The sequence below is a fragment of the Rhizobium sp. K33 genome (genome assembly GCF_056501445.1).
This window is the reverse complement of record NZ_CP096478.1, coordinates 2,175,687-2,188,113: the sequence shown is the minus strand read 5'-3', so window position 1 is coordinate 2,188,113 and position 12,427 is coordinate 2,175,687. Positions and strand designations below refer to the sequence as shown.

General features: G+C 61.5%; 13 protein-coding genes. 6 read left to right on the top strand and 7 right to left on the bottom strand.

From position 1 onward, the window contains the following. Positions 1-31: 31 nt before the first annotated feature. Positions 32-313 carry a BrnA antitoxin family protein gene (locus M1E12_RS10780; RefSeq protein ID WP_479564707.1) on the bottom strand — a complete coding sequence of 94 codons (282 nt, stop codon included), beginning with the start codon at positions 311-313 and terminating at the stop codon, positions 32-34. A gap of 13 nt (positions 314-326) precedes the next feature. Beyond that, complete coding sequence (locus tag M1E12_RS10775; RefSeq protein WP_479564706.1) at positions 327-617, bottom strand: BrnT family toxin; 291 nt, start codon at positions 615-617, stop codon at positions 327-329. A 230-nt stretch (positions 618-847) separates the two neighbouring features. Here M1E12_RS10775 and dnaG point away from each other — a divergent pair, with 230 nt between their 5' ends. From dnaG to rpoD, 3 genes are all read left to right on the top strand, one after another. Next, positions 848-2,842, top strand: a complete 1,995-nt coding sequence (gene dnaG / locus M1E12_RS10770) for a DNA primase (protein WP_479564705.1) — start codon at positions 848-850, stop codon at positions 2,840-2,842. An 81-nt stretch (positions 2,843-2,923) separates the two neighbouring features. Continuing rightward, positions 2,924-4,249 (top strand): adenylate/guanylate cyclase domain-containing protein, encoded by a 1,326-nt coding sequence (locus M1E12_RS10765; RefSeq protein WP_479564704.1) that lies wholly within the window; start codon positions 2,924-2,926, stop codon positions 4,247-4,249. 365 nt (positions 4,250-4,614) lie between these two features. Continuing rightward, positions 4,615-6,678: an RNA polymerase sigma factor RpoD gene (gene rpoD, locus M1E12_RS10760; RefSeq protein ID WP_136540932.1), complete on the top strand. Its 2,064-nt coding sequence runs from the start codon at positions 4,615-4,617 to the stop codon at positions 6,676-6,678. A 63-nt stretch (positions 6,679-6,741) separates the two neighbouring features. On the opposite strand, the gene M1E12_RS10755 is transcribed toward rpoD, so the two are convergent. Further along, entirely contained in the window at positions 6,742-7,164 is a 423-nt protein-coding gene (locus tag M1E12_RS10755; protein WP_479564703.1) for a type II toxin-antitoxin system VapC family toxin, read from the bottom strand. Further along, positions 7,164-7,397 (bottom strand): type II toxin-antitoxin system Phd/YefM family antitoxin, encoded by a 234-nt coding sequence (locus tag M1E12_RS10750; RefSeq protein WP_136540929.1) that lies wholly within the window; start codon positions 7,395-7,397, stop codon positions 7,164-7,166. Before M1E12_RS10750 ends, M1E12_RS10755 begins: the two co-directional genes overlap by 1 nt. Before the next feature lie 149 nt (positions 7,398-7,546). On the opposite strand from M1E12_RS10750, the gene M1E12_RS10745 reads away from it, so the two are divergent. Continuing rightward, complete coding sequence (locus M1E12_RS10745) at positions 7,547-8,572, top strand: DUF930 domain-containing protein (protein WP_479564702.1); 1,026 nt, start codon at positions 7,547-7,549, stop codon at positions 8,570-8,572. Between the two features lie 12 nt (positions 8,573-8,584). Here M1E12_RS10745 and M1E12_RS10740 read toward each other — a convergent pair whose 3' ends face one another. Together M1E12_RS10740 and M1E12_RS10735 are read right to left on the bottom strand one after the other, a co-directional pair. Next, a complete protein-coding gene (locus M1E12_RS10740; RefSeq protein ID WP_479564701.1) occupies positions 8,585-9,733 on the bottom strand; it encodes an amidohydrolase in 1,149 nt (382 codons plus the stop codon). Between the two features lie 74 nt (positions 9,734-9,807). Next, on the bottom strand, positions 9,808-10,407 hold the full coding sequence (locus M1E12_RS10735) for a LysE/ArgO family amino acid transporter (RefSeq protein WP_479564700.1): 600 nt from the start codon (positions 10,405-10,407) through the stop codon (positions 9,808-9,810). 87 nt (positions 10,408-10,494) lie between these two features. Between M1E12_RS10735 and M1E12_RS10730 the strand changes: the two genes are divergently transcribed. After that, positions 10,495-11,397, top strand: coding sequence for a LysR family transcriptional regulator ArgP (locus M1E12_RS10730; protein WP_479564699.1), 903 nt, complete (start codon positions 10,495-10,497; stop codon positions 11,395-11,397). Positions 11,398-11,471: 74 nt separating this feature from the next. Then, a complete protein-coding gene (locus M1E12_RS10725; protein ID WP_310242186.1) occupies positions 11,472-11,852 on the top strand; it encodes a nuclear transport factor 2 family protein in 381 nt (126 codons plus the stop codon). Positions 11,853-11,864: 12 nt separating this feature from the next. On the opposite strand, the gene M1E12_RS10720 is transcribed toward M1E12_RS10725, so the two are convergent. Then, on the bottom strand, positions 11,865-12,326 hold the full coding sequence (locus M1E12_RS10720; protein WP_479564698.1) for a heme-degrading domain-containing protein: 462 nt from the start codon (positions 12,324-12,326) through the stop codon (positions 11,865-11,867). Positions 12,327-12,427 lie beyond the last annotated feature (101 nt).

Sequence of the window (12,427 nt, the reverse complement as noted above, 5' to 3'; positions counted from 1 at the left end):
TGGACGCCGCCTTCGGGCGGCGTCTTGCGTTTTAGGATTTCGATCGCTTCTGCTCGTCGACGAAATGACGCAGTACCGCGTTGATGCGGGTCTGGTAACCTTTACCGGTCGCCTGGAAGAAGTCGATGATGTCGGGGTCGAGGCGGATCGAGATCGCCTTCTTCTTGTCCGGAAACACCATCCTGGCCTTGGACCAGTCGATGTCCATGTGGTCCTTCCAGTCGGGATCGTCGCGCATGGCGCGTTCGATATCCTCGTCAGTCATGGCCTCGACACGAGCCCAGTCTGTCAGGCTTTCACCCCGGGCACGCATGGCTTCAATTTCTTCAATTGTATATCTGACGATATTTTCTTTGCTCATCTTTCCGTGCCGTCCTTGCGGAGATGATGCGGCATAGGTCGCCACGCATGGTGAAGACGACCGCAATGAGTTTCAACGTGTCGGGACAAATCGAGAGCGTTCTCAACTCGCCATTCCTATAGGACTCGATATCGAGCCGCGGCCCCGTACGGAGTGCATTGGCAGCATCGATAAAGTCGAGCCCGTGCTTTAGTACATTGAGCCTGCGTTTATTCTCGTCCCAGTCAAAATCTCTGAATGCCAAATCGCTTGTCATCTACGGCGATCCCAAAACCTTTGGATGTATTTACAACCATTTTGAGGCCTCCGGTAGTTGTTCCAAATGTGTGCGGGACGTGCCACGTTATCAGGATTCCGGCATGTATATACATGTGTATTTCCGCGTGATCAACTCGTCCCTCTGTGAATAACGGGCACTCCGCGCGAAAGCCTTGGCGCTGCGCTTCGGCGGCGCCTATATGGAGGATCAGCTTCCCAGGGATACCCATGCGTTTTTCCAGCGACTTCCTCGACGAGATCCGTGACCGCGTGCCGATTTCGGCCGTGGTCGGTCGCCGTGTGACCTGGGATCGCAAGAAGACCAATGTCTCGCGCCAGGATTACTGGGCCTGCTGCCCGTTTCATGGCGAGAAGAGCCCGAGCTTTCACTGCGAGGATCGCAAGGGCCGCTATCATTGCTTTGGCTGTGGCGTTTCCGGTGACCATTTCCGTTTCCTGACCGATCTCGAAGGCCTGAGCTTCGTCGAAGCCGTGCAGCAGGTCGCCGACATGGCGGGTATCGCGATGCCGCAGCCGGACCCGCAGGCGGAGCGCCGGGAGCGGGAACGGACCACGCTGCAGGACGTCATGGAGATGGCGACGCAGTTCTTCCAGGATCAGCTGCAGACGGCGAGCGGCGCGCGGGCGAGAGCTTACTTGCGCGAGCGCGGCCTGACGGGGCGGACGATCGAGACGTTTCGCCTGGGATACGCGCCTGAAAGCCGCAATGCGCTGAAGGAGTATCTCGCCGGAAAGGGTGTGCCGAAGGAACAGATCGAGGCCTGCGGGCTGGTCGTGCACGGCCCCGATATCCCTGTCTCCTATGACCGTTTCCGCGATCGCATCATGTTCCCGATCCTGTCGTCGCGCGACAAGGTCATCGCCTTTGGCGGACGCGCCATGGCGCCGGATGCCATGGCAAAGTATCTGAATTCCAACGAGACCGAGCTCTTCCACAAGGGCAATGTGCTCTACAACCTCTCCCGTGCCAGACGGGCGATGCAGGGTGCTGGCGGAGCCGATACGCTGATCGCGGTGGAAGGCTATATGGACGTGATCGCCCTCTATCAGGCAGGGGTCGAAAACGCCGTCGCGCCGCTTGGAACGGCGCTCACCGAAAACCAGCTGCAGCTGATGTGGAAGACGACGCCGGTGCCGGTGCTCTGCTTCGATGGTGATGGCGCTGGGCAGAGGGCGGCGTTTCGCGCGGTCGACCTGGCGCTGCCGCATATCAAGCCTGGTCAGTCGTTGCGCTTCGCCATGCTGCCCGATGGCAAGGATCCGGATGACCTCGTCAAGCAGGACGGCCGTCAGCCTTTCGACCGTGTGCTGTCCGAAGCCCGCCCGCTCGCCGAAATGGTTTGGATGCGCGAAACGCAGGCTGGCGGTTTCGATACGCCGGAAAAGCGCGCCGAACTCGAGGCGAAGCTCAAGCAGGTCGTCAATGTCATCGCCGACGAGAATGTCCGTCGCCACTACCAGCAGGATGTGCGTGACCGGCTCTATGCCTTCTTCCAGGGCAGCCAGTCTGGGCGTGGCGAGCGCGGCAGTTTTCAAGGTGGCGGCCGCGGTCAGGGGCAGGGCGGCCGCAATGGCGGACGTCCGCCGGGGCCTGTCGCCTCCAGTCGCGGCACGATCTCCGACCGCTTAGCGCGCTCGGGTCTGGTGCGCGGTGCGCTCGATCAGCCGACGCTGCGCGAAAGCGTGCTGGCGCTTACCATCGTCAATCATCCGCAGTTGCTCGAAGACGAGTATGACGAGATTGCCGCTATCGACTACGAGCATGGTGGATTGCAAAAGCTCTGGTCGTCGCTGCTGACGGCCGTTGCGGAAGCGGGGTCATCCCTGACGCGCGAAATCCTGATCCAGAAGCTGGAGGCGCATGGACATGGCACCTTGCTGCGTGGTCTCCATCAGCAGATCCGCAATGCAAGACTCTGGATTGCGACGGAGATTGCCGCGGCAGAAGACGCCCGCGAGGGCTACCGGCAGGCGCTCGCGCTCTACAAGCGGGCGAGGGCGCTGAAGCGTCAGCGTCAGGAACTCGAGCGGGAAATTGCCGAGGCAACCGAGACGGACGATGCCGGCCGCATCGAGCAGGTGATCAGCGCGCTGCACGAAGTTCAGCTCGAGGTGGCGCGGATGGAGAACCAGGAAGCGATCATCGACGGCTTCGGTGTGATGTCCGGCCGTGTGAAGGGACCAGCGACCGGTCACGGCTAATGTAATCGTTTGCATAAATCTGTTGCACTGCGGCGGCAAATGGGGGATTCAGATCCTGTTCCATTGTAGCCGGAAACAAGAGTGGCGCAGAACGAGTTCGACTTCATAGCCCGGAACGGGCGCAAACTCCGCTCGTTCTGGCGTTTGCCGAATGCAGTCTGGTGGGTGGCGAGAATTGGGACGGCCGGCTATCCGCCACGTGTCAGGCGCAGGCTTGCGGTGACCAACATCATTGCCGCGATGGTCAGCCTCATGACCATCCCTTACATCCTGATCTACGCGCTCTATGACTGGTACGGGCTCTTGCCCGCGATCATCGCCTTCTCGCCACAGATCGCGCTCTATGCCGTTACGCCCTTCTTTCATCGCTTTGGCCAGACGTCGGCAGCTCTTTATCTCTGCACCATCTGGCTGATCTTCGGGATCGGCTATTGCATGTTCTTCGGGCGGGAGTCGGGCCTGCATTTCTATTTCCTGCCCGGGGCTGCGGCGTCGATGCTGGTGTTCGGGCCGGAGCGCCTCATTCTTTCGGCCTGCGTGACGATCGTGGCGATCATTGCCTTCTTGATGACGGAGGTGATGTTCGTGGCGCCGCTCGATTTCATCCGGGTCGATCCGGTGTTTCTCAACACGCTCTATTACCTGACGGTGTCCTTCGCCTTCCTCTTGATCTTCACGACCTCCTACTTCGCGTCCAAGGAGGCGTCGCAGGCGGAGATGGCGCTTGAATCCGAGCATCAGTTCTCCGAACGGTTGCTGCAGAACATCCTGCCGCAGGCCGTTGCGACACGGCTGAGGGATCACCGAACCCAGTTGGTTGCGGACCAGATCCCGTCCGCGACGATCCTGTTTGCCGATATTGTTGACTTCACGCCGCGGGCCGCGCGGTGGGAGCCACAGCAGGTAATTGCCTTTTTGAGCCGTGTCTTCAGCCAGTTCGACGCGATCGCCAGCGCGCATGGGCTCGAAAAGATTAAGACGATCGGGGATGCCTATATGGTGGCGGGCGGGCTGCCTGAAGCCAAGCGTGATCACGAGGCTGCCGTGGCGCTGATGGCGCTCGATCTTCTCGCATGCTGCCGACGTATCTCGGAGCAGGTGGGGGAACCCGTCGAAGTGCGGATCGGGCTCGATACAGGTCCGGTGGTTGCCGGCGTCATCGGGCCGAACAAGCTGCTCTACGATGTCTGGGGCGACACGGTGAACACGGCCGCGCATATGGAATCACATGGGGTGGCAAACCGTATTCAGGTTGCCGACTGCCTGAAGCAGAGGCTTGAGGACCGCTTCGAGTTCGAGTTGCGCGGCGATATCGACGTCAAGGGGAAGGGCGCCATGCGCGTCTGGTTCCTGACCGGCGTCAGGCAGGATGCTGTCGTCGAGGCCCGAGGCTGTTCCTGCCGCTGATACCCCTTGTTTCTCCGGCGTGACGTCCTACATCTGCGAAGATCGGTGATAAAGGCGCCGTAATACGGCTTGTTTTGTTGATTTTCCCGATCCAGCCTGCGGAAAGGCTTGACGCCAGGAAAAATTGTGGGAATCACCAATCCAAGCACACAAGGGGGAAGTGGGTTCGGACGGATCTCTGGTATGATGACCGGTCATGCAGGCAATCGAGGTTTCAAGGCTGCGACCGCAATGCCCATAGTTAATCAGGAATTAAGCAACACTCCGTTAGGTCAGTGACAGCTATCCGCCCGGGTGAGTGGTTCGTCTCCCATTCCTCCGGCGACCAGCAGCATGATCAGACGTCAGGGAAAGCGACTAGATAAATGGCATCGAAAGTCAAAGAAAACGAAGAAGCCGACAGCGAACGCGACGGCGCGCCGGACGGTCCGCTTCTCGATCTTTCCGATGACGCGGTCAAGAAGATGATCAAGGCCGCCAAGAAGCGCGGCTATGTGACCATGGATGAGTTGAATTCGGTTCTGCCGTCCGAGGAAGTGACCTCGGAGCAGATCGAAGACACCATGGCGATGCTTTCCGACATGGGCATCAATGTCATCGAAGACGAAGACGTCGATGAGGCCCAGGCCGGCGACGACGATTCGGAAGAAGAGAGCGAAAGCGAAGGCGGGGAGCTTGCTCCGACCGCCGGCACTGCTGTTGCCACTGCCAAGAAGAAAGAGCCGACCGATCGGACCGACGACCCGGTGCGCATGTATCTGCGCGAAATGGGTTCCGTCGAGCTTCTGTCGCGCGAAGGCGAAATCGCGATTGCCAAGCGCATCGAGGCTGGCCGCGAAACGATGATCTCGGGCCTCTGCGAGAGCCCGCTGACCTTCCAGGCGCTGATCATCTGGCGCGACGAGCTGAACGAAGGCACGACGCTGCTGCGCGAGATCATCGATCTCGAAACCACCTATTCCGGTCCGGAAGCCAAGGCTGCGCCGCAATTCCAGAGCCCGGAAAAGATCGAGGCCGACCGCAAGGCTGCCGAAGAGAAGGAAAAGGAGCGCGCCAAGCGCCGTCCGCAGGCCGCCTCAGGCGACGACGACGACATCACCGCCATCGGTGGTGAAGGCATGCCGCCGGAAGAAGAGGAAGAGGACGAGGACGAATCGAACCTGTCGCTGGCTGCGATGGAATCGGAACTGCGTCCGCAGGTCATGGAGACCCTCGACCTCATCGCCGACACCTACAAGAAGCTGCGCAAGCTGCAGGACCAGCAGGTGGAGGCTCGTCTTGCCTGCGCCGGCACGCTGTCATCTGGCCAGGAGCGCCGTTACAAGGAGCTGAAGGATCAGCTGATCACGGCGGTCAAGTCGCTGTCGCTGAACCAGAACCGCATCGACAGCCTTGTCGAGCAGCTCTATGACATCTCCAAGCGTCTGATGCAGAACGAGGGGCGCCTGCTGCGTCTCGCCGAAAGCTATGGCGTCAAGCGCGAAGCCTTCCTGGAGCAGTATCAGGGCGCCGAGCTCGATCCGAACTGGATGAAGTCGATCGCCAACCTTTCCGGTCGTGGCTGGAAGGAATTTGCGAAGGAAGAATACCAGACGATCCGCGACATCCGCGGCGAGATCCAGAATCTTGCCACCGAAACCGGTATCTCGATCGCTGAATTCCGCCGCATCGTGTCAATGGTCCAGAAGGGCGAACGCGAAGCGCGTATCGCCAAGAAGGAAATGGTCGAGGCGAACCTGCGTCTCGTCATCTCAATCGCCAAGAAGTACACGAACCGCGGTCTGCAGTTCCTCGACCTCATTCAGGAAGGCAATATCGGCCTGATGAAGGCGGTTGACAAGTTCGAGTACCGTCGCGGTTACAAGTTCTCGACCTATGCGACCTGGTGGATCCGTCAGGCGATCACCCGCTCGATCGCCGACCAGGCCCGCACGATTCGTATTCCGGTTCATATGATCGAGACGATCAACAAGATCGTCCGCACATCGCGCCAGATGCTGCACGAAATCGGTCGCGAGCCGACGCCGGAAGAGCTGGCCGAAAAGCTCGCCATGCCGCTCGAAAAGGTCCGCAAGGTCCTGAAGATCGCCAAGGAGCCGATCTCGCTCGAAACCCCCGTGGGTGACGAAGAAGATAGTCACCTTGGCGATTTCATCGAGGACAAGAACGCGCTTCTGCCGATCGATGCCGCGATTCAAGCGAACCTGCGCGAGACGACGACCCGCGTTCTCGCCTCGCTCACGCCGCGTGAGGAACGCGTGCTGCGCATGCGCTTCGGCATCGGCATGAACACCGACCATACGCTCGAAGAAGTCGGTCAGCAGTTCTCGGTTACCCGCGAACGTATCCGCCAGATCGAGGCAAAGGCGCTCAGAAAGCTGAAGCACCCGAGCCGTTCGAGGAAGCTGCGCTCGTTCCTCGACAGCTGATGCGAGCTATGGAATTCAAGAAGATAACCCGCCGGAGCGATCCGGCGGGTTTTTTGTTTTCCATCAAATCGGTGTGGTGGAATGCGCGATGAATCCGCAGGCCGCTTCCATGACCTTATCCAATGTTGCGATCGGTAACCCGTTGGTGACTGCCACGGCGATGTGCAAGCTATCACCGGCGCGAAGGCCGAGTTCCGCCCGGTCGCAGAGCCGTGCAGCCGCCTGGTAGTCGGACGGCGCCACTGGCAAGGTCAGCAGTGAGCGCGAGACCAGGCGGTTGAAGGCGGCCAGGACGAGCGCCTTCTGCGAGATGTCGAGTTGCGAAGTCCGATGTTTCAAGGAGAGAGCCGAGGAAAACTCGGTGATGGTCCAGCCGCTTATATAGAGCGATCCTGCCTGTTGTTGTCGCAGCCAGGCTGCTATCCGATCCGTGGCCGGTTCGCGCGTCAGAAGTGCCACAAGGACGGACGTGTCGAGATAGGTCATCAGTAGCGGCCTTCCTCCCGCAGATGACGCGTTGTCTCGGCAGCAGTCTCGGGCAGTTGATCAAGGATAGTTTTAAGCCAGTCAACGTCGACAGGCTCACGCGGGTGCTCTGCAGGTCCAAGTCTCGCCACAGGTTTTCCGTGGCGCTCGATCTCGATCGTCTCGCCCTTTTCTGCCTTGCCGACGAGTTCACTCAGATGCGCCTTGGCGGTCGCGATATTGACAGTTGTCATGGCTGCATCTCCGACTTGAGGCTTATGACTAGAAATATGGTCATGGTAACCCTATCTCGGGTGCCAGAAAAGATCTGGTTGAAATTTGGAATGCGTAACGGCCTCGCGCCACCTCCCTTTTCGCCGCAATCGTCGCTATGGATCATGCCATGACGGAAACCAGGAAGACAGGCTGGCAGCGCTTCGGGGGAGGGCTTGCCCTTTCGCTGCTGCTGCATGGCCTTGCAGTGGCAGCCTTCCTGTTGAGTTTCGACAGCCCTGAAGATTTCTCTCAGGAGGAACAGGCGATCGACGTGACGCTTGTGGCGCCGCCCGAGCCGGAAGAACCGGAGCCGCAACCAGAGCCTGAGCCCGAGCCCGAGGCTGAAACGCCGGAGGAGGCGGCCGAGCCTGAAGCCGCGCCTCCACCTGCGCCCGAACCGCAACCGGAGCCGGAACCACAACCAGAGCCGGAGCCTGAAGCTCAGGCGCCGGAGGCGGATGTGCCGGATGTGGCGGAGGTTCCGATCCCGGTCTTGAGGCCCGTGGTTCGGTTCGGTGAGGAAGATCGCGGTCCCGAACTCTCCCGAGGCACCGAAGCCGAAGTCGCGGCGCCGGAGGAGACGTCGCCGGCAGAGGAGGCGGAAACGGCAGAGGCCGCGCCGACGGTGGCGCAGCCGGAGATCGCCTTGCCTGAGGCTCCTCCTGCCGAAGCTGCGCTCGCAGAAGCGGCTGAGGTTACAAGTGAGAGCACCGGCGAGGCGGAGGCAACGGCCGATGAGGAGGCAAGTGACCGCCCTTCGGAGGCCGCCGTGCAGGAAGCGCAGCTTGAGCCGCGGGAGGTAACCGAACTCTTCTCCACGGCAATTTCGGGTGATCGGGCCGCGATGACCGCCATGGCGGGACTGACCCGGCAGGAGCGCGGCGATCAGTTATGCGGCACCGAGCTCAGCCAGCAGCTGCGCAACGGCTCGCCCGCCTATATCCCGTATTTCCTGCCGATCCTGCGCCTGCAGGAGGGCAATGTCATCGACGTGCCGCTGGCGGCTTTCCGCGAGGTCAACGGTGCCTGGATCAACATTGCGGTCCGGTGCGAGGTCAATGACAACGCGACCGAGGTCGTCAGCTTCTCCCTGTCTGTCGGCAAGACCGTCCCGCGGTCCGAATGGGCCGAACGCGGGTTTCCCGACAGCTGATCCCTGGGCTGACTAGCCGAGCCTGTCTCTGATGACGGCCATGAACACCCGTGCACCGATTGCGGTCAGGTCGTCCGGATAGTCATAGTCGGGATTGTGCAGGGCAGGGTGGTTTTCACCGGCACCCAGGAAGAACATGGCTGAGGGGCAGACGGCGCGTAGCCGGCCAAAATCCTCCGAAGCGCGCATGGGGAGATTGGCTTCGTCGAAGGGCACGCCTTCTGTCGTCAACGCCTTTTCGAGGTCGGCCACGGCCTCCGGTGCGTTTTCGCAGTGGAAGAAGATGTCGTGGTAGCTGATGGCATAATCGAGGCCTGTCTCCTGCGCTGCCGTGACCACCAGGTGTTCGGCCTTTTGGCAAAGCTCTGCCATGCGATCGTCGATGAGCGTGCGCAATGTCACCCAGATCTCGGCGTGACCCGGCGCAATGCCGAAGGCCTTCTCGCCCAGTATCGCGTGGGTGACTGTTGCCAGGGTAAAGTCGGTCGCGGGCGGGGCGCCATGAGACAGCGCCGTCAGGGCCGGCATCAGGCTGGAGATGGCCGCCATCGGCGAGAGGCCTGTCTCCGGTTGGGACGCATGGGCCGTTTTGCCAGAGAGCCGGATCTTCATGCCGCGCGAGGCACAGTTGACCGGTCCGGCCTTCAGCGCCACCTGACCGAAGGCAAGGCCCGGCATGTTGTGCAGCGAATAGGCGAAATCCGGCTTGATCTCGGAGAAGTTGACATCGGCAAGCACGGCGGCTGCACCGCTGCCGTCTTCCTCCGCCGGCTGCCAGAGCAGCACGACGCGGCCGCGCGCGACCGGCTGGCGTGATAGCCCGCGCGCAAGGGCAAGCAGGATGGTCGAGTGACCGTCATGGCCGCAGAGATGGCCCTTGCCCGGGACCGTCGAGCGGTGGGCGGCTTCCGACTTCTCCTCGATCGGCAAGGCATCGAGTTCCGCGCGAAAGAGAAGGGTGGGGCCCGGAACGCCACTGTCGAAGACGCTCGCCACGCCATGGCCGCCGAGACCGGTCAGGATCTTCGAGGGGGCGAGAGGACGAAGGGCTTCGGCGACGCGTCGCGCCGTTTCGCGTTCCTCGCCAGAGACTTCTGGGTGGCGGTGGAGCTCATGCCGGAAAGCCTGCAGTTCGATGGCGTCTCGGTTGGTCAGGAACATGCGTTTCTCCTCCTCTGGTCCGCCACCCGGTTTATAGAAATTCACCACCTCGCCCAAGGGTTATCAGGACAATCTCACTTCAGCAGCTTGATGGCGATCGATGCCATGACCAGGGCGATGACAGCGTCCAGGATCCGCCAGGCGATGGGTTTCGCGAAGAGGGGGGCCAGCAGGCGGGCGCCGAAACCCAGGGTGAAGAAGAAGCAGAAAGAGGCCGTCATGGCACCGAGGGCAAAGGCCACTTCGTGTCCTGCATAGCGGGTCGAGATGGAGCCCAGCAGCACCACGGTATCGAGATAGACATGCGGGTTGAGCCAGGTGAAGGCAAGGCAGGTGAGAAGCGCTGTCCGCAGGCTCGTCTCGGCAGCTTCCCCGGCGCGCATGCTGTTGCCGCCGGTCCAGGCGGAGTGGGCGCTGCGAAGGGCGTAGGTGAGCAAGAAGGCTGCGCCGCCATAGCGCAGGGCCGGCTCCAGCCAGTCAAGGCGGGACAGAACGGTGGCAAAGCCTGCGACGCCTGCGGCGATCAGAATGGCATCGGAAATCGCGCAGGTCAGCACCAGCGGAAGGACATGTTCGCGCCGCAGACCCTGGCGCAGAATGAAGGCATTTTGTGCGCCGATCGCGAGGATAAGGCTCAGGCCGAGGAAAAAGCCGGCGGTGGCGGCGACGATCATTATGGTCTCCTGTCGTGTACCGCTTTGACTAACTTCAGACGCGGTATTAGAAAAGATCATAAATCTTATCCCAGATAAGGACTTCTAATGTTCGATCCAGCCCAGCTTTCGGCTCTGGCTGCCGTGCTGCGCAGCGGCAGCTTCGAGCGTGCGGCGCAGATACTGCATGTCACCCAGTCGGCGATCTCCCAGCGGGTGCGCCAGCTTGAAGAGCAGGTGGGCACGCCGCTCATCGTCCGCTCTCAGCCCTGCCAGGCGACAGAGGCTGGGGACCGCCTGTTTCGCCATGCAGAAGAGCTGCAGCTTCTGGAGCAGGGCGTGCGCCGCGATCTCGGGCTGGCAGGGCAAAGCGAGAATGAGACGCAGACATGGCCAACCCTCAGGCTGGCGGTGAATGCCGACAGTCTGGCGACATGGTTCGTACCGGCCATGGCAGCGGTCGAGGGTGTGCTCTTCGATCTCGTCATTGATGACCAGGATTACAGCGCCGAGTGGCTGCAGCGCGGCGAGGTGCGGGCAGCAATCAGCGGTTCGCCCAAGGCTGTCCAGGGATGCGACTGCCGACCGCTGGGTGCACTGCGCTATCTCGCGACAGCAAGCCCCGCCTACCTCGAGCGCTGGTTCGGGGACGACAAGATCGCGCCTGCCGATGTCAGGTGCGCCCCTGTCATTACCTTCAATGCCAAGGATCGTCTGCAGACGCGCTGGGCCGAGATGGCGCTCGGTACGACGGTGACCGGGCCTTCCCACTGGCTGCCGTCGAGTCATGCCTTTGTCGACGCCGCGATCGCCGGTCTTGGCTGGGGCATGAACCCCGAACCCCTGGTTTCAGGCGCGCTTGCCGACGGACGCCTGTGTGAGCTCGTGCCCGGGCAGCCGCTCGACGTGCCGCTCTACTGGCATGTGAGCCGGTCAATCTCGGCAGCGCTCAAGCCGCTGACGGCGTCGGTGATTCGCGCTGCATCGGCTGTTCTGCGTCCAATCGGGTGACGGTCGTGGGCGGTCGGGCACATCTTGCCGCAAGTCATGCCGGGCCTATGTTGAAGACAAAGAAGGAGAGGCCCATGCCACTGGACGAGCAGGTACTGACCGTTATCGATGCCCTCAATCGCCACGACTTTGATGCGCTGCTCGGCGCGTTTGAAGAAGAGGCCGTGCTCGATCTGCCGGATGGCATTCGGGTGATCGGGCATTCGTCCTTCCGGGACACGCTCGCGGCCTATGTCCTACGGCATGACATCACCTTGTCCGACCACGTCATCATGGCCGACAGCGCCGGGTTCCGCGTGGCCGTGGAATGCACTCTGAATGGCTCGGACCGGCGGGATATCGACGCTGGCGAAAACGGCGAAGCAGGACCCTATGCGCTGCCGGCGGTGATGGTGCTGGAGCGGGAGGGCGAGCGCTTTTCCCGCCTCAGCCTCTATGCCGGGACACGGCCCTGACGGAAGAGGCGGTCATTTCGTTCCGAGATAGGCTTCCAGAACGGTGACGATCATGGCGTGATCCTCTTCGGATTTCAGGCCCGAAACGGTAATCGCGGCGACGACACCGGTGCCTGCGACACGAACCGGGAAGCTTCCGCCGTGATCGGCATAGTCCAGCGGATCAAGTCCGATTTCGGCGGAAACTGTCCGGCCACGACTGCGGTTGAGTTCTCCGACGCGCAGAGATGCCTTGTGCATGCGCAGCGTCACATTGCTCTTGCGGCGCGCCCAGTGGTCATTGTCGGGTGAAGCGCCGGGGAGGGCTGCATGGAACAGCGTCCGGTCCGGGGTGCGGATGTCGATGACGACTGGCGCCTTGTCGGACAGGGCCAGATCGACCAGCCGCCGGCCGATCTCAAGCGCCACCATTTCGTCGAAGCTCTTGAAAACGAGCAGGCTTTCCTGCTTCTCGATGGTTTCGATCAGGCTCATTGGTCAATCGTCCTCCCGTGTTGCGGCGAGACTATAGAGGTGAGTGGTAACTGGCTAGGGCAGAGAGTGGTTCTCCCCGGACAAGCTTTGAAGGGTTTCAA

What these genes read in the sequence shown, in the direction of transcription:
- M1E12_RS10740 (WP_479564701.1), bottom strand. Translation starts at nt 9,733, where the DNA reads ATGTTCCTGACCAACCGAGACGCCATCGAACTGCAGGCTTTCCGGCAT.
- M1E12_RS10745 (WP_479564702.1), top strand. Translation starts at nt 7,547, where the DNA reads ATGACGGAAACCAGGAAGACAGGCTGGCAGCGCTTCGGGGGAGGGCTT.
- M1E12_RS10775 (WP_479564706.1), bottom strand. Translation starts at nt 617, where the DNA reads ATGACAAGCGATTTGGCATTCAGAGATTTTGACTGGGACGAGAATAAA.
- rpoD (WP_136540932.1), top strand. Translation starts at nt 4,615, where the DNA reads ATGGCATCGAAAGTCAAAGAAAACGAAGAAGCCGACAGCGAACGCGAC.
- M1E12_RS10720 (WP_479564698.1), bottom strand. Translation starts at nt 12,326, where the DNA reads ATGAGCCTGATCGAAACCATCGAGAAGCAGGAAAGCCTGCTCGTTTTC.
- M1E12_RS10750 (WP_136540929.1), bottom strand. Translation starts at nt 7,397, where the DNA reads ATGACAACTGTCAATATCGCGACCGCCAAGGCGCATCTGAGTGAACTC.
- M1E12_RS10780 (WP_479564707.1), bottom strand. Translation starts at nt 313, where the DNA reads ATGCGTGCCCGGGGTGAAAGCCTGACAGACTGGGCTCGTGTCGAGGCC.
- M1E12_RS10730 (WP_479564699.1), top strand. Translation starts at nt 10,495, where the DNA reads ATGTTCGATCCAGCCCAGCTTTCGGCTCTGGCTGCCGTGCTGCGCAGC.
- dnaG (WP_479564705.1), top strand. Translation starts at nt 848, where the DNA reads ATGCGTTTTTCCAGCGACTTCCTCGACGAGATCCGTGACCGCGTGCCG.
- M1E12_RS10755 (WP_479564703.1), bottom strand. Translation starts at nt 7,164, where the DNA reads ATGACCTATCTCGACACGTCCGTCCTTGTGGCACTTCTGACGCGCGAA.
- M1E12_RS10725 (WP_310242186.1), top strand. Translation starts at nt 11,472, where the DNA reads ATGCCACTGGACGAGCAGGTACTGACCGTTATCGATGCCCTCAATCGC.
- M1E12_RS10735 (WP_479564700.1), bottom strand. Translation starts at nt 10,407, where the DNA reads ATGATCGTCGCCGCCACCGCCGGCTTTTTCCTCGGCCTGAGCCTTATC.